Source organism: Pseudomonas sp. Pse1 (assembly GCF_024519635.1).
Taxonomy (GTDB): Bacteria; Pseudomonadota; Gammaproteobacteria; order Pseudomonadales; family Pseudomonadaceae; genus Aquipseudomonas.
Map to the genome: position 1 here is coordinate 1 of NZ_JALJRO010000025.1, position 23,380 is coordinate 23,380.

Consider the following 23,380-nt stretch of genomic DNA (forward strand, 5'->3'; position numbering starts at 1 on the left):
GGGATCGAACCGCTGACCTCCTGCATGCCATGCAGGCGCTCTCCCAGCTGAGCTATAGCCCCTCATCGTTGATGTTGCCGTTGTAGCTGTTGGCTTCATCGCTGAGGACGGGGCGAATCTTAAGGGCGTATCGGAAGTCTGTCAAACTTATTTTTCAAATTTTTTAAAAAATTTTGTCGGCATAACAATCACTTACCGCCCTCCCCCCGTAAATCCGGGAGTCTGACGACCAAACCGCACCCCTCACCGGCGTGCGCATTGGCCATCAGTCCGTCACGCAGCGTGTCAGGCGATGGCGCCCAGCAGCTTTTCCCACTCTTTGTTTTCTTTCTTCGACACGCCGCCCAGCAGGTCAATGGCCTGGCGCAGACGGAAACGGGTCAGGTCCGGGCCAAGGATTTCCATGGCATCGAGCACCGACACCGAGCTGGCCTGGCCAGTGATTGCGGCAAACATCAACGGCATGGCGTCGCGCAGCTTCAGCTCGAGGGACTCGACCACCGCCTGGATAGTCGCGGTGATGCTGTCCTTCTCCCACTGACGCAGGCTCTCGAGCTTCCACAGGATCAATTGCATCAACTGGCGAACCTGATCGCCCGAAAGCTTCTTCGATTCGAACAACTTCGCGTCCGGGTTAACCCCACCGGCAAAGAAGAACCCGGCCAGCGGTGCGACCTGGCTGAAGGTTTCGACACGGCCTTGCACGTGCGGCGCGATCTTCATCATGTATTCGGGGTTCAGCGCCCAGGTCTGCAGGCGGCTGGCGAACTCTTCCACCGGCAGGTCGCGCAGCCACTGGCCGTTGAGCCACGACAGCTTCTCGATGTCGAAGATCGGTCCGCCAAGGGACACGCGCTTGAGGTCAAAGTTGTCGACCATTTCCTGCAACGAGAACTTCTCGCGCTCGTCCGGCATCGACCAACCCATGCGCCCCAGGTAGTTGAGCATCGCTTCGGGCATGAAGCCCATGCGCTCGTAGAAGGTCACCGAAGTCGGGTTCTTGCGCTTGGACAGCTTGCTCTTGTCCGGGTTGCGCAACAGCGGCATGTAGCACAGCTCCGGCTGCTCCCAGCCGAAGTATTCGTACAGCAGGATCAGCTTGGGCGCCGATGGCAGCCACTCTTCACCGCGCAGGACGTGGGTGATGCCCATCAGGTGGTCGTCGACCACGTTGGCCAGGAAGTAGGTCGGCAGGCCGTCGGTCTTCATCAACACTTGCATGTCCATGCGATCCCACGGGATCTCGACGTCGCCACGCAGCATGTCCGGGACCACGCAGACGCCTTCGGTCGGCACCTTCATGCGGATCACGTGCGGCTCGCCAGCGGCCAGGCGACGGGCCACTTCTTCCTTGGACAGCAGCAGCGCGCGACCGTCGTAACGCGGGGTCTCGCCACGGGCCATCTGCTCGGCACGCATCTGGTCCAACTCTTCAGCGGTGCAGAAGCACGGGAACGCGTGCCCCATGTCCACCAACTGCTGGCAGTACTTCTGGTAGATCTCGCCACGCTCGCTCTGGCGATACGGGCCGTGTGGACCACCGACGTCCGGACCTTCGGCCCAATCGATACCCAGCCAACGCAAGGCGTCGAAAATCTGCTGTTCAGATTCGCGGGTCGAACGCAGTTGGTCAGTGTCTTCAATACGCAGGATGAACTCGCCGCCATGTTGCTTGGCAAAGCAGTAATTGAACAAAGCGATGTAAGCGGTGCCGACATGGGGATCGCCAGTAGGCGATGGCGCGATGCGAGTGCGGACGGTGGTCATGGCGTGTCTCGAAAGAAGATGAAAAGCGAAGTTGAAACAAAGGGCGAATGGTAACAGGCGACTGCCGCCCCGCTCCAGTGAGCAGGGCATATAAGCCAAGATAGAGGCCACAAATGGCGTTAACGCCACTCAGTGGCCGATTATCCCTAGGTGGCATTTACCGCTTGTCGGCTATGTGACAAATTCTCCAGCTGTTAAATTTCCTTACACTTTCCTGATTACAGTCTGCCCATGCCTGCCCAACTCAAGCGTCGCCTGTTCATCTTCCTGTTTGTTGTCCTGCTCATCGCCGGCGGCTTTTTTGCCGAGTGGTTTTTCAAGGGGCGCTTTTATGAAAGCACCGACAACGCCTATGTCCAGGGCGAAATCACCCGGGTTTCCAGCCAACTCAGCGCACGCATCGACGAAGTGCTGGTGCAGGACAACCAGCACGTAGAGAAAGGCCAGTTGCTGATCCGCCTTGAAGGCGACGATTTCCGTCTGGCCGTCGACCGCGCCCAGGCCGCCCTCGCCACTCGCCAGGCCGAGCGTCTGCAAGCCAGCAGCAAACTGACCCAGCAGGCCAGCCTGATTGCCTCCAGCGAGGCGCAGGTAGAATCCAGCCGGGCCAGCCTGGGGCGTTCGCAAGTGGACCTGTCCCGCGCCGAAACCCTGCGCAAACCCGGTTACGTGTCCGAGGAACGGGTCACCACCCTCTCCGCCGAGAATCATATCGCCCAGTCCCAGGTGACCAAGGCCCAGGCCGATGCCCAGGCCCAGCGTCAACAGATCAATGCGCTCAACGCCGAAATCAAGCGCCTCGACGCGCAGATCGCCAATGCCCGGGCCGATCTGGCCCAGGCTGAACTGAATCTGACCCGCAGCGAAATCCATGCGCCGATCAGCGGCCTGATCGGCCAGCGCGCCGCACGCAATGGTCAGGTGGTGCAGGCCGGCGCCTACTTGTTGTCGATTGTCCCAGACCAGGAAATCTGGGTTCAGGCCAACTTCAAGGAAACCCAGATCGGCCACATGCAGCCCGGACAGAAAGCCGAGTTGATTTTCGACGCCTACGGCGACACACCGATCCAAGCCCGGGTCGACAGCCTGTTCGCTGCCTCCGGTGCGCAGTTCAGCCTGCTGCCGCCGGACAATGCCACCGGCAACTTCACCAAGGTCGTACAACGAATTCCGGTGAAGCTGACCTTTGCCGCCGACAATCCGCTGGCGGGCAAGATCCGCCCGGGCATGTCGGTGACCGTTAAAGTGAACGTCAAAGACCCGGTCGATGGCCGGTGATCAACTGATCCGCCCGGTCGGCGAACCGACCCGGCGGGACTGGATTGCGGTCATGAGCGTGATGCTCGGCGCCTTTATGGCGGTTCTCGACATCCAGATCACCAACTCTTCGCTCAAGGACATCCAGGGCGCACTGTCCGCCACGTTGGAGGAAGGCTCGTGGATTTCCACGTCCTACCTGGTGGCGGAGATCATCATGATCCCGCTGACCGCCTGGCTGGTGCAGCTGCTTTCGGCGCGGCGCCTGGCGGTCTGGGTCTCGGTGGGTTTTCTGTTCGCCTCGCTGCTTTGCTCCATGGCCTGGAGCCTGGAAAGCATGATCGTGTTCCGGGCGCTGCAGGGTTTCACCGGTGGTGCGCTGATCCCGCTGGCGTTCACCCTGACACTGATCAAGCTGCCTGAACACCATCGCGCCAAGGGCATGGCCATGTTCGCCATGACCGCCACCTTTGCCCCGTCCATTGGCCCGACCCTGGGCGGCTGGCTCACGGAAAACTGGGGCTGGGAGTACATCTTCTACATCAACGTGCCACCCGGCCTGCTGATGATTGCCGGGCTGATGTACGGCCTGGAGAAGAAAGAGGCGCACTGGGAGCTGCTGAAAAGCACCGACTACGCCGGCATTCTGACTCTCGGTGTCGGCCTCGGCTGCCTGCAGGTGTTTCTCGAGGAAGGCCATCGCAAGGACTGGCTGGAATCGAACCTGATCGTTGCACTGGGCAGCATCGCCCTGCTGAGTCTGATCACCTTTGTCATCGTGCAGGTGTCCAAACCCAATCCACTGATCAACCTGGGCATTCTGCGCAACCGCAACTTCGGTCTGTCGAGCATCTCCAGCCTGGGCATGGGCGTCGGTCTGTATGGCTCGATCTACCTGTTGCCGCTGTACCTGGCGCAGATCCAGAACTACAACGCCCTGCAGATCGGCGAAGTGATCATGTGGATGGGCGTGCCGCAGCTGTTCCTGATTCCGCTGGTGCCGAAGTTGATGAAGTACATTTCGCCCAAGTGGCTATGCACCCTGGGTTTCGGGCTGTTCGGCCTGGCGAGTTTTTCCTCGGGAGTGCTCAACCCGGACTTCGCCGGCCCGCAGTTCAACCAGATCCAGATCATCCGCGCCCTCGGGCAGCCGTTGATCATGGTCACCATCTCGCTGATCGCCACTGCCTACATCCTGCCGCAGGATGCTGGCTCGGCGTCGAGCCTGTTCAACATCCTGCGCAACCTCGGCGGCGCCATCGGCATCGCCCTCCTCGCCACCTTGCTGGATGCGCGGACCAAGACCTACTTCGATTACTTGCGCGAGGCCATCGTGCCGACCAACCCGCAAGTCGCCGAACGCCTGGCCGACCTGACCGAGCGTTTCGGCAGCGAGACGGCGGCACTGGGCAAACTCAGTGAAATCGCCCATCAGCAGGCGTCAATCATGGCCTACAACGATGCGTTCCACTTTGTCGGGATTGCGTTGGGGGTGAGCATGTTGGCGATCTTGCTGACCAAGGCGCTGCCAGCAGGGCTCAAGGCGGGTGAGGCCCACTAGCAGAAATCTGTAGTGCCCGCGATGAGGCCCCTACCAGGCACAGAGGATCAAACCGCCAACAACCGCTCGCGCATCTTGGCAATCTCGTCGCGGGTCTGGGCTGCGGCTTCGAACTCGAGATCGCGGGCCAACTGGTACATCTTCTCTTCCAGTTGACGAATGCGCTTGTTGATCTCACTCGGCGAGCGCAACTGGGCTTCGTACTGGGCGCTTTCTTCGGCAGCCTTGGCCATGCCCTTGCGCTTCTTGCTGCGCGAGCCGGGGACGGTGGCGCCTTCCATGATGTCGGCAACGTCCTTGAACACACCCTTGGGGGTGATGCCATTGGCCAGGTTGAAGGCGATCTGCTTTTCACGACGGCGCTCGGTCTCGCCGATCGCCCGCTCCATGGAGCCGGTGATCCGGTCGGCATACAAAATCGCCCGACCATTGAGGTTACGTGCGGCCCGGCCGATGGTCTGGATCAGCGAGCGCTCGGAGCGCAGGAAACCTTCCTTGTCAGCGTCGAGGATCGCCACCAGCGACACCTCTGGCATATCCAGGCCCTCACGCAGCAGGTTGATCCCCACCAGCACATCAAAGGTACCGAGACGCAAGTCGCGGATGATCTCGACCCGCTCCACGGTATCAATGTCCGAGTGCAGGTAACGCACGCGCACGCCGTGATCGGCCAGGTAGTCCGTGAGGTCCTCGGACATGCGCTTGGTCAGGGTGGTCACCAGCACCCGCTCTTCCTGGGCCACACGCTTGTTGATCTCCGACAGCAGGTCATCGACCTGGGTCAGCGCCGGACGGATCTCGATCTGTGGATCCACCAGGCCTGTCGGCCGCACCAGTTGCTCGACCACACGCCCGGCGTGTTCCGCCTCGTAATTACCCGGCGTCGCCGAGACAAAAATTGTCTGCGGGCTGATGCTTTCAAATTCGTCAAAGCGCATTGGCCGGTTATCCAGCGCCGACGGCAAGCGGAAGCCGTACTCGACCAGCGTTTCCTTGCGCGAACGGTCGCCCTTATACATGGCGCCCACTTGCGGCACGCTGACGTGGGATTCGTCGATCACCAGCAAGGCATCGGCCGGCAGGTAGTCGAACAGGGTCGGCGGCGCCTCGCCCGAACCGCGCCCCGAGAGGTAGCGCGAGTAGTTTTCGATGCCGTTGCAGTAACCCAGTTCGAGAATCATCTCCAGGTCAAACCGCGTGCGCTGCTCCAGGCGTTGGGCTTCCACCAACTTGTTGTTGGAGCGCAGATAATCCAGTCGTTCCTGCAACTCGACCTTGATCCCCTCGATGGCATCCAGCAGGGTTTCCCGCGGCGTCACATAGTGGCTCTTGGGGTAGAAGGTGAAACGCGGCAGCTTGCGAATCACTTCACCCGTCAGCGGATCGAACGCCGACAGGCTTTCCACCTCATCGTCGAACAGCTCAATGCGAATCGCCTCAAGGTCGGATTCCGCCGGGTACACATCAATCACATCACCGCGCACGCGGAATGTCGCACGAGCGAAATCCATGTCGTTACGGGTGTATTGCAGGTCCGCCAGGCGCCGCACCAGGGCGCGCTGATCAAGCTTGTCGCCGCGATCGATGTGCAGGACCATTTTCAGGTAGGTTTCGGGACTGCCCAGACCGTAAATGCAAGACACCGTGGTGACAATGATTGCGTCCTTGCGCTCCAGCAGCGCCTTGGTCGCCGAGAGGCGCATCTGCTCGATGTGATCGTTGATCGAGGCGTCTTTCTCGATAAAGGTATCGGACGACGGCACATAGGCTTCGGGCTGGTAGTAGTCGTAGTAGGAAACGAAGTACTCCACCGCGTTGTTCGGGAAAAACGACTTGAACTCACCATACAACTGCGCCGCCAGGGTCTTGTTCGGCGCCAGCACCAGGGTCGGACGCTGCACCTGGGAAATGACGTTGGCAATACTGAAGGTCTTGCCCGAACCGGTCACGCCGAGCAGCGTCTGGTGCGCCAATCCGGCCTCGATGCCCTCGACCATCAGACGAATAGCTTCCGGTTGATCGCCGGCGGGCGCGAAACGGGTGACTAGCTGAAATTCGGACATAACCTACCTCTGGTGTACGCAGCGTGGCTTCGCGATTTCGCACAGCGCTCAACGCGGATGTCGCGGGGAAAAATCATGATAACCGCTGATGTGGAGGCGAATCCTCGCAGTTTCAAGATAAACGTCCTACGCCCCCTGTAATGGTGGGACATGACAATAAGACTAACGGTCAAAAAATAAAGGAAGATTCTTCGGCAAAAAGCGCAAACGCCTGTCGCCCTGCCCGGTGATGGCCTCTATACTATCTCCCCGTTTGTGCACCGCTCTAGTGCATTCGGCTGGAGCGCCACAGGTCCCTCCACATTCCATTCAGAGCCGCCGCAATAATGAGCCTGTTCTCCGCTGTCGAAATGGCACCACGCGATCCAATCCTGGGCCTCAACGAAGCATTCAACGCTGACACCCGTACCAATAAAGTCAACCTGGGGGTCGGTGTGTACTGCAACGAGGAGGGGCGAATTCCACTCCTGCGCGCCGTGGTCGAAGCCGAGACGATTCGCGCCGCTCAACACGCTTCGCGCGGCTACTTGCCGATCGACGGCATTGCCGCCTACGACCAGGCCGTGCAAAAACTGCTGTTCGGCGCCGAATCGCCACTGCTGGCTGCTGGCCGCGTGGTCACCACCCAGTCCGTCGGCGGCACTGGCGCACTGAAAATTGGTGCTGACTTCCTCAAGCAGCTGCTGCCGAACGCCGTCGTGGCGATCAGCGACCCGAGCTGGGAAAACCACCGCGCGCTGTTCGAGACCGCTGGTTTCCCGGTGCAGAACTATCGCTACTACGACGCCGCGACCCACGACGTCAACCGCGCCGGCCTGCTGGAAGACCTGAACGCGCTGCCGGACAACTCGATCGTGGTCCTGCACGCCTGCTGCCACAACCCGACCGGCGTCGACCTGAGCCCGGCGGACTGGAAAAACGTCCTGGAAGTGGTCAAGGCGAAAAACCATGTGCCGTTCCTCGACATGGCCTACCAGGGTTTCGGTGATGGCATCGACGAAGACGCCGCTGCTGTGCGTCTGTTCGCCGAGTCGGGGCTGAATTTCTTCGTCTCCAGCTCGTTCTCCAAATCGTTCTCACTGTACGGCGAGCGCGTCGGCGCCCTGTCGATCGTCAGCGAATCGAAAGAAGAAAGCGCGCGCGTGCTGTCGCAAGTCAAGCGCGTGATCCGCACCAACTACTCCAACCCGCCAACCCACGGCGCCGCCGTCGTTGCTGCCGTGCTCAACAGCCCGGAACTGCGCGCCCAGTGGGAGCAGGAACTGGCCGAGATGCGCCTGCGCATTCGTGGCATGCGCACCCAGATGGTCGACCTGCTGGCCCAGCACGCACCGGATCACGACTTCAGCTTCGTCGGCCGCCAGTGCGGCATGTTCTCCTACTCCGGCCTGACCGTTGAGCAAGTCACCCGCCTGCGCAACGAGTTCGGCATCTACGCCCTGGACACCGGCCGCATCTGTGTGGCCGCGCTGAACCAGAACAACATCGGCGTCGTGACCCAGGCCATCGTCCAGGTCATCTAAGCCACAAGCGCGATAAAAAAGGGGAAGCCAGCCGGCTTCCCCTTTTTATTTGTCTCAGAGAGTGCTCGACCTGCTGGCCGGGCACTCTAGACTGCATATACATATCCAGATGTGGGAGCGGGCTTGCCCATTTTGTTCAACATTGTTGATGACTGACACACCGCCTTCGCGAGCAAGCTCGCACCTACAGATCCTGTGGAGCCCCCATGAAAAACGATAATTTGCGCGCCGATCGCGACGACACCGAAGACTTCTTTCCACGACCTCAAGCCAAGCATGCGAAGAGCCTGGTGATGCAAGTCGCCACGGGCGTATTCCTCGGCGGCCTGGCGTTGTGGCTGGTGCAACTGGCCGCCACTTCGCTGTACGCCAAACTCCTGCTCGGCACCCTGACCTTCGGCGGATGACGACCGTCGGGCGAATTCGACAAAGAATCATTTTTTTGTTGACTTGTTCTTTTTAATCAGTAAGATACGGCGCATTCCGCGATAGCTCAGTTGGTAGAGCAAGTGACTGTTAATCACTGGGTCCCTGGTTCGAGTCCAGGTCGTGGAGCCATACAAGGTTCCAGAGAAGCTCCCAAAATCTCTGAAACACCCGAAAAACCCGCCTTCTGGCGGGTTTTTTCGTTTCGGCGTTCCGTCGGATTCCGGGAAGTACCAGCCATTTCAAGGACGGCGTTTGGGATAAAGATCAGTTCGATAAAAGGGAGCACCCTTATGTCGCTCATTACTGTTCCACGCTCCGACGCCGCTTGCCGTTCGGCCAAGCCCCAGACCGCGCCTATTGCGTCCGCTCAAGGACTGCGCCTCATTTAAAGTTAGTCCTCGGTCCGATCCAGCCGTTCACGCAAGAATTCAATCAGCGCTTGTACCGGTCGCGAGCCCTGACGATGTTGCGGATAGACCGCCGATAACGTCAACGGCTCAGGGCGGAAGTTGTCCAGCACCGGCACCAGTCGCCCGTCCTTCAAGGCCGAACCGACAATGAAGGTCGGCAAATAAGTAATGCCCATGCCGGCGATGGCCGCGTCCTTGAGCAATTCACCGTTGTTGACCCGCATCCTTCCAGTGACGTTCACGGTCAATGGTTTGCCCTGCCCCTCGAAACGCCATTGCACCTGACGACCGTGGCCGTAGGGCAGGCAGTCATGTCTGGCCAAGTCGTCAGGGATGACCGGCATACCGCGCTCGACCAGGTAGGCCGGGCTGGCGCAGTACACCCGCTGGATGGAGGCGAGGCGTCGGGCGATCAGCGTCGAGTCTTCCAGCACACCGATGCGCAATGCCAGGTCGTAGCCCTCATTGAGCAAGTCCACCGGACGATCACTCAAGTCCACTTCCACCGTGACGTCGCGATAGCGCTGCAAAAACACCGGCAGCAGGCAACCCAAGTGCGCCACCGCGAACGACAGCGGCGCGCTCAAGCGAATGGTGCCGCGAGGCTCGGCGGTCTGCCCAGCGATGCCCTGCTCCACGTGTTCAACTTCACTCAGTAGACGTAGCGCCGATTCGTAGTAGCTCTGTCCCAGCGGCGTGACGTCCAGCCGCCGGGTCGAGCGGTTGAGCAGGCGCACACCGAGGCGCTCCTCCAGTTGCATCAGCCGGCGGCTGACGAACTGCTTGGACAGGCCCAACTGATCGGCCGCCGCCGTGAAGCTGCCGGAGTCCATCACCTGGCAAAAAATACGCATGTCTTCGAACGGGTTCATTGTCACTCTCTGGTTGACAGCTAAACGCTTTATAGCCGCTTTTTCACTTTCAGGCACCTCATTAATCTGTGCTCACGGTGTTGCTGAGGCCTGAAGCCCAGCGCCACAGCAGCCCGATCCCAAGGCATACAAAAACTCAAACGACTTAAAAAGGAATTGCACATGAACATCAAGAAAACCCTCGCCGCTTCCCTCCTCGCCCTGTCCATCGGCAACGCCTTCGCCGCCGAAGGGACTGGCGTCGAACACAACACTCAGGCCTTCCTCGACGCCCTTGCCGCCGGCGGTGGCAAACCGCTCGAGCAACTGAGCCCGAAAGACGCCCGCGCGGTGCTGACCGGCGCCCAGGCTTCGGTGAAGGTTGACCTGTCCGGCGTTGAAGTCAGCGACAAGGCGATCAAGGTCGATGGCCAGACGATCAACCTGAAAGTGGTGCGTCCGGTCAAGGTCAAGGGCGAGCTGCCGGTGTTCATGTTCTTCCACGGTGGCGGCTGGGTGCTGGGCGACTTCCCGACGCACCAACGGCTTATTCGTGATTTGGTGGTGGGTTCTGGCGCGGTCGCGGTGTACGTCGATTACACGCCGTCGCCGGAAGCGCAGTACCCGACCGCGATCAATCAGGCTTACGCGGCAACCAAATGGGTGGCCGAGCACGGCAAGGACATCGGTGTCGACGGCAAGCGTCTGGCGGTGGCCGGCAACAGCGTCGGCGGCAACATGGCGGCAGTCGTGGCGCTGATGGCCAAGGAACAGAAAACCCCGACTCTGCGCTTCCAGTTGCTGATGTGGCCGGTGACCAACGCCGGGTTCGATAACGGCTCGTACCAGCAATTTGCCGAGGGCCACTTCCTGACCAAAGGCATGATGCAGTGGTTCTGGGACAACTACACCACCAACCCGGCCGAGCGTGCGCAGATCCATGCCTCGCCGCTCAACGCCAGCGCCGAACAGCTCAAGGGTCTGCCCGCCGCGCTGGTGCAAACCGCCGAGTTCGACGTGCTGCGTGACGAAGGCGAAGGCTACGCCCGACACCTCGACGCGGCCGGCGTACCGGTGACCTCGGTGCGCTACAACGGGATGATTCATGACTTCGGCCTGCTCAACCCGCTGAGCGGAATACCTGAAGTGAAGGCCGCTGTGCGTCAGGCTGCGGTAGAACTCAAGACCCACCTGAACTGAGTGCAACCCCTCGCCACACCTTCGGGTGTGGCGTTTTCTTTTGTGCCCGCCGGAGTTCACCCCATGAGCCTTTTTTCTGCCCACCTGCTGTCCTGGAGCGCCCTGCTGCTGGTGCTCGACGCCCTGCTCTGGCATCTCGCGCCGTTCAAACATCGCGCACAACGGGTCGGTGTGCGGCTGGTGCTGTTCCTGGCTTTCAACGCACTGGCCATCAACGCCGGCGTCAGCCCGTTGCAGGCGCCGTTGTTTGCCGATGATCCGGTGGCGCAACTCGGGGCGACGGCACTGGGGATTCTCTGGTGGCTGTACGCCGCGCGAGTGCTGACTGAAGTGATCGGCCTGATCCTGATGCGCCGCATCGGCCACAGCGGCCGTCTGTTGCAGGACGTGATCGGTGCGCTGGTGTTTCTCGCGGCCATCGTCGCGGCGGCCGGTTATGTGCTGGATCTGCCGGTCAAAGGTCTGCTCGCGACTTCCGGGGTGGTGGCGATTGTCATCGGTCTCGCGCTGCAAAGCACCTTGGCCGACGTGTTTTCGGGCATCGTGCTGAACACCACCAAGCCGTATCAGGTGGATGATCTGGTGGTCATCGACGGCGTCGAAGGCAAGGTGCTCGACATCAACTGGCGCGCCACGCACCTGCTGACCAGCACCGGCACCCTGGCCGTGGTACCGAACTCGGTGGCGGCCAAGGCCAAGATCGTCAACCTCAGCCGCCCGAACAACTTGCACGGCGTGTCGATCAGCATCAAGGTGCCGAACCACATCCGTCCACGCCGGGTACTCGACGCCCTCGACCGCACGCTGCAAGGCAGCAGCAGTCTGTTGCTGTCGCCTGCGCCGAAAGCGGTGCTGAAAGAGGCCGGCGAAGAAATGTCGGAATACGTGGCCAGTGGTTTCATCGCCGAACTGGGCAAGAAAAGTGACGTGCGCAATCAACTGTTCGACCTCGCCCACCGCCACCTCGAAGCCGCCGGCATTTCGCGGCACCCGGACGGCGTGATCGAACCGTCGACCCGCGCCCGCGCCTTGCTCGATGAAGTGAAAATCTTCCGCTCGCTGAGCCATGAGGAACGCGATCGCCTCGCCGAATCAATGGTCGCGCAGCAGTACAACGCCGGGCAGGTGGTACTCAATCTGGAGGAAGTCCCGGACAGCCTGTTCGTGATCGCCACCGGCGTGGTCAGCGCCAGCGTGCCGGACGGCAATGGCTTCACCGAGGCTGGACGCATGGGACCGAGTGAGGTCATGGGGGAACAGAGCATTCTGGCCGATACGCCTTCGCAGGCGACGTTCACGGCGCTGACGTCTTCGATCATTTATCGTCTCGACAAGAACCTGACTCGCCAGTGCATGGAGCAGCGCAGTGAAGTGGGTCGGGCGTTGAACAAGTTGCAGGCGGTACGGCAGCAGAACAGTCGGCTGGCGTTGATGGCCAAGCCTGCGCCGGTTCGCAAGGGTGGTTTTCTGGGGTGGTTGCAAAAGCGCTGAGCCCTTTCCAACAGACAAAAAAATGCCCGCTCTTCAGCGGGCATTTTTTCAGCCAATTACTGGGCAGTGAACTTGGTGTAGCTGTTGATCAGGTTGCGATAGTTCGGCAGACGCTGCGACAGCAGATTCGCCAACCCTTCCATGTCATTACGCCAGTCACCCTGCAGCTCACAAGCCACAGCAAACCAGTTCAACAGGTGCGCACCCGCCGCCGACATACGCGCCCAGGCAGCCTGCTGCACGGTGGTGTTGAAAGTGCCGGAAGCGTCAGTCACCACAAACACTTCAAAACCTTCAGCGATGGCCGACAGGGTCGGGAACGCCACGCACACGTCAGTCACCACACCGGCGATGATCAGTTGCTTGCGGCCGGTAGCCTTGATGGCCTTGACGAAGTCTTCGTTGTCCCAGGCGTTGATCTGGCCAGGACGGGCAATGAACGGCGCATCCGGGAATTGCTCTTTCAGCTCAGGCACGATCGGGCCGTTCGGGCCGCTGTCGAAGCTGGTGGTGAGGATGGTTGGCAGATTGAAGAACTTGGCGATGTCGCCCAGTGCCAGCACGCTGTTCTTGAACTCGTTCGGCGAGAAATCCTGCACCAGCGAGATCAGGCCGGTCTGGTGGTCGACCAGCAGTACCACGGCGTCGTCTTTGTTCAGGCGTTTGTAAGGAACGTTGCTCATGTGAAACTCCTCGATGGATGGTTGTTGCGGGGAACGACGCTCACGCAGAGCGGCGCTTTTTTCAAAAGGATCAGAAAGCGAAGCAGGAGCAACCGAATGCGCCCCAGAAACCGGCGAAATCGCTGACCGGCGCATTCGACATCCGCGCTTTTTCATGGCTGTGGGTATGCACTGCGCACGGGCCGCTGCACTGATGCACCTGAGCCTGCAATGGCGAATTCGGGCGCCAGTGGCCAGGGACTTTCACCACTGGCGACCAGTCCGGCAGTACAGGCAGCGAACGTGGGCCGAGGTCTTCGAAGTCGCCGGCGGCGTACACGATCTTGCCGCCGACCAGGGTCAGCACCGACTCGATCCACTTGATCGCTTCTTCCTCGACGTGGAAGAAGTCCGCGCTCAACGCTGCCAGATCCGCCAGTTGCCCGACCTTGATCTGGCCCTTCTTGCCCTGCTCGGACGAGAACCAGGCGCTACCGTGGGTGAACAGTTCCAGCGCGGTGGTGCGTGGCAAGCCTTCTTCGTACAGCGCCAGACCACCAACGGTGCGACCGCTGACCATCCAGTACAGCGAAGTCCACGGGTTATAGCTGGACACCCGCGTGGCATCGGTGCCCGCGCCAACCGGCACGCCTTCGGCGAGCATGCGTTTGATCGGTGGCGTGGCTTCGGCGGCTTGTTTGCCGTAGCGGTCGACGAAGTATTCACCCTGGAATGCCATGCGATCCTGAATCGCGATGCCGCCACCAAGCGCCCTCACCCGCTCGATGTTCTGCGGGGTGATGGTTTCGGCGTGGTCGAAAAACCACGGTAAGCCGTTGAACGGAATGTCGCGATTGACCTTCTCAAACACGTCGAGCATGCGGCTGATGGATTCGTTGTAGGTGGCGTGCAAACGGAACGGCCAGCGCTGTTCGACGAGGTGGCGCACCACCGGCTCCAGTTCGTCTTCCATGCCTTGCGGCAGGTCCGGGCGCGGCTCAAGGAAATCCTCGAAATCCGCCGCCGAGAACACCAGCATTTCCCCGGCACCGTTGTGACGCAGGAAGTCATCGCCCTGATGCAACTTGACGCTGCCGGTCCAGTTCTGGAAATCGGTCAGCTCTTCTTTCGGCTTCTGGGTGAACAGGTTGTAGGCAATGCGCACGGTCAACTGGTCGTCCTTGGCCAGTTGTTCGATCACCTGATAGTCGTCCGGGTAGTTCTGGAAACCGCCACCGGCATCGATGGCGCTGGTCAGGCCGAGGCGATTGAGCTCGCGCATGAACTGGCGGGTCGAGTTGACCTGATACTCCAGCGGCAGCTTCGGCCCTTTGGCCAGGGTCGAGTACAGGATCATCGCGTTCGGACGCGCCACCAGCATGCCGGTCGGGTTGCCATTGGCATCGCGCACGATCTCGCCGCCCGGCGGGTTAGGCGTATCGCGGGTGTAGCCAGCAACGCGCAACGCAGCGCGGTTGAGCAGCGCGCGGTCATACAGGTGCAGGATGAACACCGGGGTGTCCGGCGCTGCCTGGTTGATTTCTTCGAGGGTCGGCATGCGTTTTTCGGCGAACTGGAATTCGTTCCAGCCACCGACCACGCGGACCCATTGCGGCGTCGGCGTACGATCGGCCTGCTCCTTGAGCATGCGCAGCGCGTCGGCCAGCGACGGCACGCCTTCCCAGCGCAGTTCGAGGTTGTAGTTCAGCCCCCCGCGGATCAGGTGCAGGTGGGAGTCGTTGAGGCCGGGAATGACGCAGCGGCCCTTGAGGTCGATGACCTGGGTGGCGGAACTGCGCAGGGCCATGGCCTGGGCATCGGTGCCCACCACGACGAAGCGACCGTCGCTGATGGCCACGGCGCTAGCATGTGGTTTTTCACGGTCAACCGTATGAAATTGACCATTGAACAGAATCAGATCGGCGTTCATCGCGTTTCCTTGGGTTGATGGGAAGAGGACAACCAGGGGGCGAACAGGCGTGTCGCCATGGGCATGAACAGGTAGACCACCGACACTACGATGGTCAGCGTGATCAGGAACGTGGCGACCACGTAATTGGACAGGAAGGCATTGAGGCCCAGCAGCGGGCCCCAGAGCAGCGGTACCAGCAGGGTGTGCGGCAGAATCACCAGCAGCGTGACGACGGCCTGCTTCCAGCGCGGTGGCGGTGGAGCAGCGGTGTCGGCGCCGGGAGCGAACCAGAATTCATTGACCGGGTTGACCTCGGTCTGATCGCCATCGGCGAGCATCGGCGTGGCTTCGTTCACCAGTTGCAGGCGCTGGGGCGAATCAAGCCAGCGCTGCATCGCGTCGGTACTGCAAAAGCGCAGCACGCAGGTGTACAGGTCGAGGCCGGCGTTTCTGCCACGAATCACATCCACCCCCAGGTGCCCTTCCTGCTGCCCGGCGATGCTGACGATGTTGCGTAACCAGGCTTCGTAAGGCCCCTCGAAACCGGACTTGACCCGATGCTTGATGACCAGGGTCACGACTTCCTCGAAACGGTTGGATTCAGGCATAACGTAAGGCTCCGGTGAATCGGACATTGAGCGCGAGCCGTCCCGGCCCGGCGATAAGAACGCTGCTGAACAGCAGCAACAACAGCCAGCCGAACTGCCCCTCTTCAACGCTCCACTGCGGATGCACCACCCGCAACGCGATCAACAGGACACACAGGATCGGCAGGCACGCCAGACGCACCAACACCCCTGCGATAATCAGCAGCGGGCACAGCACCTCGGCAAAGATCGCCAGCATCAGGGTGATGTGAGCGCCCAGGTGGAAAGGGTCTTCGATCACTTGCAACTGAAATCTGTAATTCAAAAGCTTGGGCAAACCGTGAACCCACAACAGGAACAGACTGGCGCTGACACGCAAAAACAGCAGTCCGAAGGCCTGGGCCCGTTCATCCTGTCGCGAAACGTTCATGGGTTACCTGCCCGAATGAAAAAACACCGACGTCAATGCGCCGCAACGTCATTCGATAATGCGGGAATGGGGCTGGGGAAAATTGGATGTACGTGCTCTCTTTCAGCAGCGAGCACTGATCTGGAGTCGTTGGGATGTTGGATCTGGAACGATCAACCTGTGGGAGCGGGCAAGCCGTCCCACAGGGGCCCGATTCGTCATGGGAGCGACGATTTGCCAGCCAGAGGCAAAGGCCTCGACATGAACTCGGCGATCCGCGAGCGCAACCAGCGCTCGGCGGGGTCGTTGTCGTGCACGCCGCTCCAGGCCATCGACAACTGCGCCGCCGTAATCGGGAACGGTGGATCCTCAGCCCGCAACGCACACCCCTCGACCAGCGCACACGCTGCATAATCGGGCACCGTGGCGACCATCTCGGTGCCGGCGAGCAGCGCGCGCAACCCGCTGAACTGCGGCACGCCAAGCACCACCCGGCGACTGCGGCCGATCTTCGCCAGGTCCAGGTCGATGTTACCGCTCAGGTCGCCGGAAAACGACACCATGGCATGCGGTCGTTCGCAGTACTCATCGAGGGTTAGCGGTCCCGCCCGTTTGTCCCCGCGCAGCACCTTGCAGGGGATGTCGCGCAGCTTCTTGCATTTGGCATTCGCCGGCAAATCCATGGTGTAGCTCACCCCTACCGAAATTTCACCGGAGGCCAGCAGACTCGGCATCAACAGGTAATTGGCACGACGCACCACCACGATGATCCCGGGCGCCTCCTCCTGCAATTGCCGCAGCAATGGCGGGAACAGGCCGAACTCGGCATCGTCCGACAAACCGATACGAAACACGTCGCAACTGGTCGTCGGATCGAACTCCTTGGCCCGGCTGACCGCGCCTGAGATAACGTCCATCGCCGGCTGCAGCTCCTTGAGAATCGCCAGCGCCCGCGCCGTCGGCTCCATGCCGCGACCGTTGCGCAACAGCAGCGGATCGTCGAACAGGTCGCGCAAACGACCGAGCGCCGCGCTGACCGCCGGTTGCCCCATGAACAGTTTTTCGGCGACCCGGGTCAGATTCTTCTCGAACATCAAGGCCTCGAAAATCACCAGCAGGTTCATGTCGACGCGGCGCAGATCGTTACGGTTCATTGGCACGGCTCCCTTTTTTAGCGCGTCGGACTTTACTCGATCAACGGCACGCTGGCCGCACGTTTGTAGATCGGAAAAGCGGCCATGTCCAGCGCCGCCAGGTGCCTCGATTGTGCACACCTCCCGCCCGTGGAAATTGCAGCCATGTGCTGAGTCGGTCTGTATGCACACCGGCACAATTAACAACGTTTAACTCGCCTGCCAGAGCCCCGCGTCCAAGAATGAAGCTCACCGACATGGACATTAGTTATGGCCCATTCTCAACAGAGCACCGCGTATCTGGCCGTCACCGAAACACCGAAGAAACCCACCGGGGGTTTGACACCGTGGCGTGAAAGCCTGGCCAAGCAACTGATCCTCGAGCGCCTGAGCGAAACCATCGAAGTCAGTGACCTGGCCCGGGCCTGCGCCTTGTCACGCAGCCATTTTTCCCGCGCATTCAAATGCAATACCGGTCTCTCGCCACAGGACTGGATCCGTCAGCAACGCATCGCCCGGGCCAAGCAGTTGATCCAGAACACCGACCGCAGCCTGACGCAGATCAGCCTCGAATGCGGGTTCTGCGACCAGGCACATTTCTGCAATATCTTCACCCGCAGCGAAGGCATCAATCCGTTTGCCTGGCGCTGCCGCACGATTCGCGCCCTGCCCCATCACGCCCTCCCCACGCCGCCGTTTCACGCGCAGTAAGCGTCCGCCCCCCCCACTTGACGGGACGCCTCGAATCTCAAACGCATTGATGCGACGTCCGATCAGACCGGTGCAGCGCCCATGCGCTCGGCCAGTCGCGCCACCCGTTCGCCCAGGCACGCGGCAGTGCAGCGGTCTTCGAGCGGCGGTGCGTCTTCGGGGGATTGCTCGACATTCGATTGCGCCATGGCTCCGAGCGAACTGCCCAGGCGATTCAACTGCCCGTCGAACAGACCGCTGCTGGAACGCGCCGGCAGTACATCGAGCCCGACCCAGATCATCGAGTGCTGGGCGGCGAATACCGCCATCTGCAGCAAGGTGTTGAGCTTGTCGCCGCACAGGCAGCCGGAATTGGTGAAGCCTGCGGCGAGCTTGTCGCGCCAGGGCTGGGCCAGATAGAACGTCGCGGTGGACTCCATGAAAGCCTTGAAGTGCGCCGAAGCGCTGCCCATGTAGGTCGGCGCGCCGAAGATGATCGCGTCGGCGTGGTGCAAACGGTCCCACTGTTGAGCCACGTCCTCGACGGAAATCAACAGGCAGGTGCTTCCCTGTTGACGCGCCACCCCCTGGGCCACCGCCTCGGCGATGACTCGGGTGTGTCCGTAGCCACTGTGATAGACCACCACCACGTTGCTCATTCCATTGTCCTTTTTGGGAGAGAGATCGGCTTGCCGGCCAAAGCGTTGCGTCAGTCATCCATTCTGCTGGATGGGCCGCCGCAGTCGCGAGCAGGCTCGCCCCCACACTGACCGGTGGAAGTTGAAGAGACAGAGTTTTGGGCGTAGACCGGACGCAGCACGAGTTAAATGTTGTTAATTATTCCCGGCGCGCCAAAAGCCATGGCGACACCTTTATCCCCCGCCGCAGCCCGTAATCACGCAGCGGATGCGCATGACCGGTGAACAGGGGGGACGATGGCCACCGTCGGAGCGCTCGCCTGTGGATTGCGTCAGGGCACAATCCCGACGAATATGCTCGGAAACCGCGTCCCAGAAGGTTGCAAGCAGGAGTGAGCCGTTGACCCTAACCCCCGCCCAGGCGATCCATTTCGGCCCCTATCGGATCTATCCCGACCAACGTCTGGTCATGGAGGCCGATCAGCCCGTGCGCCTGGGTCGGCGCGCCATGGACATTCTGTTGATCCTGCTCGAACACGCCGGCAATGTGGTGAGCAAGCAAACGCTGATCGCCAGGGTCTGGCCCAACAGTGTCGTAGAGGAGATCAATCTGCGGGTGCACCTGGCGGCCTTGCGCAAGGCGCTGGGAGATGGTCAGGCCGGGCAGCGCTACATCGTCACCGTAGCCCAGCGCGGCTACAGTTTCGTCGCGCCCTATTCGCTGGAGCAACTTGAGCAACCGGCGACGCATCCCGCCTCAACGCCTGGTGGCCACAACCTGCCGTTGCGCCGCACCCGCATGATCGGCCGCCAATCCCTGGTCGATAACCTGGTGACCCAACTGCCGCGCCAGCGCTTCATTACCCTGGTCGGCCCCGGCGGAATCGGCAAGACCACCGTGGCCCTGCGGGTCGCCGAACAACTGATCGGGCGCTACCGCGACGGCATTCTTCTGCTGGACCTGGCACCGATCAACAAACCGTCGATGATCGCCCCACACCTGGCCAGCCTGCTCGAACTGTCCCTGTACGATGACGACCCCATTCGTGGCATTGCGACGTTCCTGCGGGACCGACAGATGTTGCTGGTGATCGACAATTGCGAGCACCTGATCGACGCCATCACCCTGCTCAGCGAAAGCCTCCTGCGCGCCGCGCCCCAGGTGCATGTTCTGGCCACCAGCCGCGAAAGCCTGCGGGCCGAAGGGGAATTCGTCCAGCGCCTGGACTCACTGGACTGCCCTCCGCCCATCGCCGTACTCGACCGCGCACAGGCCCTGACGTTTTCGGCCCTGCAATTGTTTGTCGAGCGGGCCATGGCCAGCCACGACAGTTTTGAATTGACCGATGACGAACTGCCGCTGGCCATCGAAATCTGCCAGCGCCTGGACGGTATTCCGCTGGCCATCGAGTTGGCGGCGGCACAGGTCTTCAGCCTCGGCTTGAACGGTTTGCTCAGGCAACTTCAAGGCAGTTTCCGCCTGCTCACCCAGGGTTGTCCGACCACGCTGGGCCGCCACCAGACCCTGCGCGCCACGCTGGACTGGAGCTACGAACTGCTCAGTGCCTGCGAGCGAACCTGCTTGCGTCGCCTGGGTATATTCAGGGGCAGTTTCACCCTGGAGTCGGCGGCGGCGGTGATTGGCGGCGAGCACATCGACTCGCGCGAGGTGTTCGGTTCGATCACGCAACTGGTGGCCAAGTCGCTGCTGAACGTCGAAGTCGGCGACGAGGAAGTGTTCTACCGCCTGCTCGACACCACACGCAGCTATGCCCTGGACAAACTCGGCCTGGCCTCAGACCTGCCGAGCACCCGCGAACGCCACGCCGAACGCTGCCTGGCCTTGATGGAACAGGCCCGGGACGATTGGGAGCAGATCTCGACGGGCATGTGGCTCGAGCGTTATGCCCGCAGCCTGGAAGACATTCGCTCGGCCCTCGATTGGGGATTGACCCGCCAGGGCCCGCAGGTCATGGCGATCCGCCTGACCGCGACGTCCACACCGTTGTGGCAGGAACTGTCGCTGCTCAAGGAGCATGGCCTGTATGTGCGCAAGGCGCTGTCCTTGCTGGAGGCCGCTTCCGAACCCTGCCCTAAGGTGCAGATCGCCCTCAAACTGGCGCTGGGCAGTTCCTGCTATCACACACAGGGCGGCACGCCGGAAACCATCGAGGCGTTCGTCAGCGCCCGGACCCTGGCCAGGCAGTGCAACGACATCGCCGGCCAGCTGCGGGCGGTCTCCGGACACATGGCGGTCAACCTCTGTTGTGCCAATTACCAGATGGCGCTGGAGCAGAGTCAGCAATTCGATCGCCTGGGTTTGCACGGTGATGCCACCCTGTCCCTCAGCACCCAGCGCTTGCGGGTGCTCGCGCTGCACTTCGCCGGCGACCAGACACAGGCGCGAATGAACGCCGAGCAGGTGCTGCAGCGCATGACCCAGAGCGGGCACCTTAACCGCTTCACCCACGGGTTTGGCGTGCAGTACGATCAGAGCGTCGCGTCACTGACCATTCTGGCGCGCATCCTCTGGCTGCAGGGGCAACCGGACCAGGCCTGGCGCACCGCCCGGCAAGCACTGGACATTGCGTTGCAGATCAACCACGGCACGTCCATCTGCTACACCCTGGCCCTGGCCGGTTGCCTGATTGCACACTACAACGGCGACAGCCGCACGGCGCGTGAACTCTTGCGCCTGTTGCTGGAGCAGGCGCAAAAACACTCGGTGCAACTGTTCTACACCTGGGCCCGGCATTACGCGCAAGTGTTCGACCATGGCGAAGCCCACCTGCCGTTCAAGCCAGGCCTGGAGTTGATCAAGGACATCCTGATCACCCTGGACAACCGTTTCGTCGATGACGAGCTGGTGCTGCGGGCCGAAACCGGTATCGCGGGCTGGAACACCGCGGAAATCCTGCGGGCCAGGGCGGGTGCGCTGCTCGTCGAGGATGATCTGCTCAATCGTGCGACAGCCGAGAGCCTGCTGATCCGCGCATTGAATGTGGCGAAACACCAAGGGGCCCTGGCTTGGGAGTTGCGCAGTGCTACCTCGCTGGCGCAGCTCTGGCAGCGTCAGGGCCGGCATCGCCAGGCCCACACTTTGTTGGCGCCGATCTGCAACCGGTTCACCGAAGGACATGCCACCCCGGACCTGACAAAGGCCTGCCGGCTACTCGACGAGTTGCAAACCCATGCGCTCGCCTGAGCCGCGGCGGACCTGGCTGATGTAGCGCGCGTAGCTCATCTCGACGGCGCGCAGCTCACCGCTGCCTTCAAGCTTCTCCAAGGCATAGCTGCGCGTGGTGTTGAGGAGACGATAGTGGGTTGCACCACCGCCCTGCTCCTCTGACAGCAGGGATTTGCGCACCAGGCTCTGCAGCCCCTCCGCCAGACGAGCCGGCAGCATCGTCCCCCCGTGGACGCCGGTGGCCGCCTCCAGGGTAAAGGCCTTTTTGAACACCGCCAGACGCTGCAGCACGTTTTGCTCCAGGGGGCTGAGTTGGTGGTAGCTCGAGTCCAGTGCCGCCTTGAGGGTTTTATGGCGCGGCACCGCCGTGCGACGGCCCTGGGACAACAACTGAAAACAGTTATCCAGCTGGGCTTGCACACCGACCAGCGCCAGTGCATCGACTTGCGCGGCCGCCAGTTCAATGGCCAACGGCAAGCCATCGAGGCGGTGGCAGATATCGCGTACCACCGGCAGGTCCTGCTCACGCAGCGTGAACCCCTGCTGGCGGGCGCGGGCTCGGCTGACGAACAGTTGCACCGCCGAGTACCCCATCGCCTCATCCACCCTGAACAGCGCCGACTCGGGCGGCACTGTCAGTGGCGGCAGCGACTGGACGGTTTCCCCCGGCACCCGCAGCGGTTCACGACTGGTCGCGAGCACCGACAGTCGCGGCGCCGATTGCATCAATGCTTCGACCAACGTACGGCAACGCTCGTGCAGGTGTTCGCAGTTATCCAGCACCAATAACGCATGCCAGTTCGACAGGACCTCCAGCGAAGTCCCGACCTCCAGCTGCAGGACGCGACTCAAGTGATCTTCCACCTGCGCAGGGTCATCGATTGCCGCCAGATCCACCAGCCAGACGCCGTCCCGATAATGCTGCAAGAGCAGCTCAGCCACACGCAGGGCCACGGTGGTTTTACCGATGCCGCCAGGACCGACCAGGGTCATGAGCCGGCAAACGGGCAAACGCCGCACCAGGCTACCCACCATCGGGTCTCGACCGGTCACTGTTGTCAACCGTGTCGGCAGGTTGTGCTGGATCCTTTGCGCGCTGTCGAGCGAAATCTCCGGGCTCGCCGATGCGTGCGCCACCGTTGCAACGAACCGGTAGCCGCGCTGCGGAACGTTGACGATGTAACGCTGCCCCTGCACTCCGTCGCCCAGTGCGCGACGCAGCGCGGCGATGTGCACGCGCAAGTTGATGTCTTCGACCACCGAGGTCGGCCAGACGCGCGCAATCAGCTCGTCCTTGCTGACCACGGTGCCCGCGCGCTCAATCAGTACCTGCAGAATATCCAGCGCCCGGCCGCCCATGCGCAGCGGCCGGGCACCGTCCAGAATCAACCGTTGCCGCAAATGAAAGGCGTAGGGGCCGAAGTGCAACGCGGTCTCGGTGTTCAACTCTCTGAAGCTGTTCATGCGCGTTCACGTGGACAAACCCGCTATGGCTCAATGACACGCAGGGTTTGCGCAACTCCTCAAAATACGTTCACCGGTATCTTGGCAGTCCCCAGTGATGGAACAACTGCCACAGGAGGAGCGTCACGGCCATCACGGTGCGCAAT

18 protein-coding genes and 1 tRNA gene are annotated in these 23,380 nt (G+C 61.5%); 9 read left to right on the plus strand and 10 right to left on the minus strand.

The window, feature by feature from the left end; genetic code table 11:
- Window positions 1–285: 285 nt before the first annotated feature.
- A complete protein-coding gene (gene gltX / locus NR126_RS25445) occupies window positions 286–1,767 on the minus strand; it encodes a glutamate--tRNA ligase (protein ID WP_027615998.1) in 1,482 nt (493 codons plus the stop codon).
- 231 nt (window positions 1,768–1,998) lie between these two features.
- On the opposite strand from gltX, the gene NR126_RS25450 reads away from it, so the two are divergent.
- Window positions 1,999–3,045, plus strand: a complete 1,047-nt coding sequence (locus NR126_RS25450; protein ID WP_105755551.1) for an HlyD family secretion protein — start codon at window positions 1,999–2,001, stop codon at window positions 3,043–3,045.
- The gene (locus NR126_RS25455; RefSeq protein WP_027615996.1) at window positions 3,035–4,585 is read left to right on the plus strand and encodes an MDR family MFS transporter; all 1,551 of its coding nucleotides are present in this window, start codon (window positions 3,035–3,037) and stop codon (window positions 4,583–4,585) included. The genes NR126_RS25450 and NR126_RS25455 overlap by 11 nt, the downstream gene beginning before the upstream one ends.
- A 47-nt stretch (window positions 4,586–4,632) precedes the next feature.
- Here NR126_RS25455 and uvrB read toward each other — a convergent pair whose 3' ends face one another.
- On the minus strand, window positions 4,633–6,648 hold the full coding sequence (gene uvrB / locus NR126_RS25460) for an excinuclease ABC subunit UvrB (RefSeq protein WP_027615995.1): 2,016 nt from the start codon (window positions 6,646–6,648) through the stop codon (window positions 4,633–4,635).
- Window positions 6,649–6,974: 326 nt separating this feature from the next.
- On the opposite strand from uvrB, the gene NR126_RS25465 reads away from it, so the two are divergent.
- The 3 genes from NR126_RS25465 (at window position 6,975) to NR126_RS25475 (ending at window position 8,729) form a co-directional block, all read left to right on the plus strand.
- Complete coding sequence (locus tag NR126_RS25465; RefSeq protein ID WP_027615994.1) at window positions 6,975–8,171, plus strand: amino acid aminotransferase; 1,197 nt, start codon at window positions 6,975–6,977, stop codon at window positions 8,169–8,171.
- A 206-nt stretch (window positions 8,172–8,377) separates the two neighbouring features.
- Window positions 8,378–8,578 carry a hypothetical protein gene (locus NR126_RS25470; RefSeq protein WP_027615993.1) on the plus strand — a complete coding sequence of 67 codons (201 nt, stop codon included), beginning with the start codon at window positions 8,378–8,380 and terminating at the stop codon, window positions 8,576–8,578.
- A gap of 75 nt (window positions 8,579–8,653) precedes the next feature.
- Window positions 8,654–8,729: transfer RNA gene (locus NR126_RS25475), tRNA-Asn, on the plus strand.
- A gap of 262 nt (window positions 8,730–8,991) precedes the next feature.
- Here the strand turns inward: NR126_RS25475 and NR126_RS25480 are convergent.
- Entirely contained in the window at window positions 8,992–9,882 is an 891-nt protein-coding gene (locus NR126_RS25480) for a LysR family transcriptional regulator (RefSeq protein WP_027615992.1), read from the minus strand.
- Window positions 9,883–10,044: 162 nt separating this feature from the next.
- On the opposite strand from NR126_RS25480, the gene NR126_RS25485 reads away from it, so the two are divergent.
- On the plus strand, window positions 10,045–11,061 hold the full coding sequence (locus NR126_RS25485; protein WP_027615991.1) for an alpha/beta hydrolase: 1,017 nt from the start codon (window positions 10,045–10,047) through the stop codon (window positions 11,059–11,061).
- A 63-nt stretch (window positions 11,062–11,124) separates the two neighbouring features.
- Window positions 11,125–12,552: a mechanosensitive ion channel family protein gene (locus tag NR126_RS25490; protein ID WP_027615990.1), complete on the plus strand. Its 1,428-nt coding sequence runs from the start codon at window positions 11,125–11,127 to the stop codon at window positions 12,550–12,552.
- A 56-nt stretch (window positions 12,553–12,608) separates the two neighbouring features.
- Here NR126_RS25490 and ycaC read toward each other — a convergent pair whose 3' ends face one another.
- From ycaC to NR126_RS25515, 5 genes are all read right to left on the minus strand, one after another.
- Window positions 12,609–13,235 carry an isochorismate family cysteine hydrolase YcaC gene (ycaC, locus tag NR126_RS25495; RefSeq protein ID WP_027615989.1) on the minus strand — a complete coding sequence of 209 codons (627 nt, stop codon included), beginning with the start codon at window positions 13,233–13,235 and terminating at the stop codon, window positions 12,609–12,611.
- Between the two features lie 70 nt (window positions 13,236–13,305).
- Window positions 13,306–15,144 (minus strand): amidohydrolase, encoded by a 1,839-nt coding sequence (locus tag NR126_RS25500; RefSeq protein WP_027615988.1) that lies wholly within the window; start codon window positions 15,142–15,144, stop codon window positions 13,306–13,308.
- On the minus strand, window positions 15,141–15,734 hold the full coding sequence (locus NR126_RS25505) for an antibiotic biosynthesis monooxygenase (protein WP_027615987.1): 594 nt from the start codon (window positions 15,732–15,734) through the stop codon (window positions 15,141–15,143). The genes NR126_RS25500 and NR126_RS25505 overlap by 4 nt, the downstream gene beginning before the upstream one ends.
- The gene (locus NR126_RS25510; protein WP_027615986.1) at window positions 15,727–16,143 is read right to left on the minus strand and encodes a DoxX family protein; all 417 of its coding nucleotides are present in this window, start codon (window positions 16,141–16,143) and stop codon (window positions 15,727–15,729) included. Before NR126_RS25510 ends, NR126_RS25505 begins: the two co-directional genes overlap by 8 nt.
- 197 nt (window positions 16,144–16,340) lie before the next feature.
- Complete coding sequence (locus NR126_RS25515) at window positions 16,341–17,276, minus strand: LysR family transcriptional regulator (protein ID WP_027615985.1); 936 nt, start codon at window positions 17,274–17,276, stop codon at window positions 16,341–16,343.
- A gap of 249 nt (window positions 17,277–17,525) precedes the next feature.
- Here NR126_RS25515 and NR126_RS25520 point away from each other — a divergent pair, with 249 nt between their 5' ends.
- Entirely contained in the window at window positions 17,526–17,966 is a 441-nt protein-coding gene (locus NR126_RS25520) for a helix-turn-helix domain-containing protein (RefSeq protein WP_105755548.1), read from the plus strand.
- A 62-nt stretch (window positions 17,967–18,028) separates the two neighbouring features.
- Here the strand turns inward: NR126_RS25520 and NR126_RS25525 are convergent, their stop codons facing one another.
- The gene (locus NR126_RS25525; RefSeq protein WP_027615982.1) at window positions 18,029–18,604 is read right to left on the minus strand and encodes a flavodoxin family protein; all 576 of its coding nucleotides are present in this window, start codon (window positions 18,602–18,604) and stop codon (window positions 18,029–18,031) included.
- A gap of 379 nt (window positions 18,605–18,983) precedes the next feature.
- Between NR126_RS25525 and NR126_RS25530 the strand changes: the two genes are divergently transcribed.
- Complete coding sequence (locus tag NR126_RS25530; protein WP_027615981.1) at window positions 18,984–21,788, plus strand: winged helix-turn-helix domain-containing protein; 2,805 nt, start codon at window positions 18,984–18,986, stop codon at window positions 21,786–21,788.
- On the opposite strand, the gene NR126_RS25535 is transcribed toward NR126_RS25530, so the two are convergent.
- Window positions 21,753–23,234 carry a winged helix-turn-helix domain-containing protein gene (locus tag NR126_RS25535; RefSeq protein ID WP_027615980.1) on the minus strand — a complete coding sequence of 494 codons (1,482 nt, stop codon included), beginning with the start codon at window positions 23,232–23,234 and terminating at the stop codon, window positions 21,753–21,755. The genes NR126_RS25530 and NR126_RS25535 overlap by 36 nt on opposite strands.
- Window positions 23,235–23,380: the final 146 nt, after the last annotated feature.

Excerpts from the sequence above, each read along its gene's own strand:
- gltX (WP_027615998.1), bottom strand. The coding sequence starts at position 1,767 with ATGACCACCGTCCGCACTCGCATCGCGCCATCGCCTACTGGCGATCCC.
- NR126_RS25450 (WP_105755551.1), top strand. The coding sequence starts at position 1,999 with ATGCCTGCCCAACTCAAGCGTCGCCTGTTCATCTTCCTGTTTGTTGTC.
- NR126_RS25455 (WP_027615996.1), top strand. The coding sequence starts at position 3,035 with ATGGCCGGTGATCAACTGATCCGCCCGGTCGGCGAACCGACCCGGCGG.
- uvrB (WP_027615995.1), bottom strand. The coding sequence starts at position 6,648 with ATGTCCGAATTTCAGCTAGTCACCCGTTTCGCGCCCGCCGGCGATCAA.
- NR126_RS25465 (WP_027615994.1), top strand. The coding sequence starts at position 6,975 with ATGAGCCTGTTCTCCGCTGTCGAAATGGCACCACGCGATCCAATCCTG.
- NR126_RS25470 (WP_027615993.1), top strand. The coding sequence starts at position 8,378 with ATGAAAAACGATAATTTGCGCGCCGATCGCGACGACACCGAAGACTTC.
- NR126_RS25480 (WP_027615992.1), bottom strand. The coding sequence starts at position 9,882 with ATGAACCCGTTCGAAGACATGCGTATTTTTTGCCAGGTGATGGACTCC.
- NR126_RS25485 (WP_027615991.1), top strand. The coding sequence starts at position 10,045 with ATGAACATCAAGAAAACCCTCGCCGCTTCCCTCCTCGCCCTGTCCATC.
- NR126_RS25490 (WP_027615990.1), top strand. The coding sequence starts at position 11,125 with ATGAGCCTTTTTTCTGCCCACCTGCTGTCCTGGAGCGCCCTGCTGCTG.
- ycaC (WP_027615989.1), bottom strand. The coding sequence starts at position 13,235 with ATGAGCAACGTTCCTTACAAACGCCTGAACAAAGACGACGCCGTGGTA.
- NR126_RS25500 (WP_027615988.1), bottom strand. The coding sequence starts at position 15,144 with ATGAACGCCGATCTGATTCTGTTCAATGGTCAATTTCATACGGTTGAC.
- NR126_RS25505 (WP_027615987.1), bottom strand. The coding sequence starts at position 15,734 with ATGCCTGAATCCAACCGTTTCGAGGAAGTCGTGACCCTGGTCATCAAG.
- NR126_RS25510 (WP_027615986.1), bottom strand. The coding sequence starts at position 16,143 with ATGAACGTTTCGCGACAGGATGAACGGGCCCAGGCCTTCGGACTGCTG.
- NR126_RS25515 (WP_027615985.1), bottom strand. The coding sequence starts at position 17,276 with ATGAACCGTAACGATCTGCGCCGCGTCGACATGAACCTGCTGGTGATT.
- NR126_RS25520 (WP_105755548.1), top strand. The coding sequence starts at position 17,526 with ATGGCCCATTCTCAACAGAGCACCGCGTATCTGGCCGTCACCGAAACA.
- NR126_RS25525 (WP_027615982.1), bottom strand. The coding sequence starts at position 18,604 with ATGAGCAACGTGGTGGTGGTCTATCACAGTGGCTACGGACACACCCGA.
- NR126_RS25535 (WP_027615980.1), bottom strand. The coding sequence starts at position 23,234 with ATGAACAGCTTCAGAGAGTTGAACACCGAGACCGCGTTGCACTTCGGC.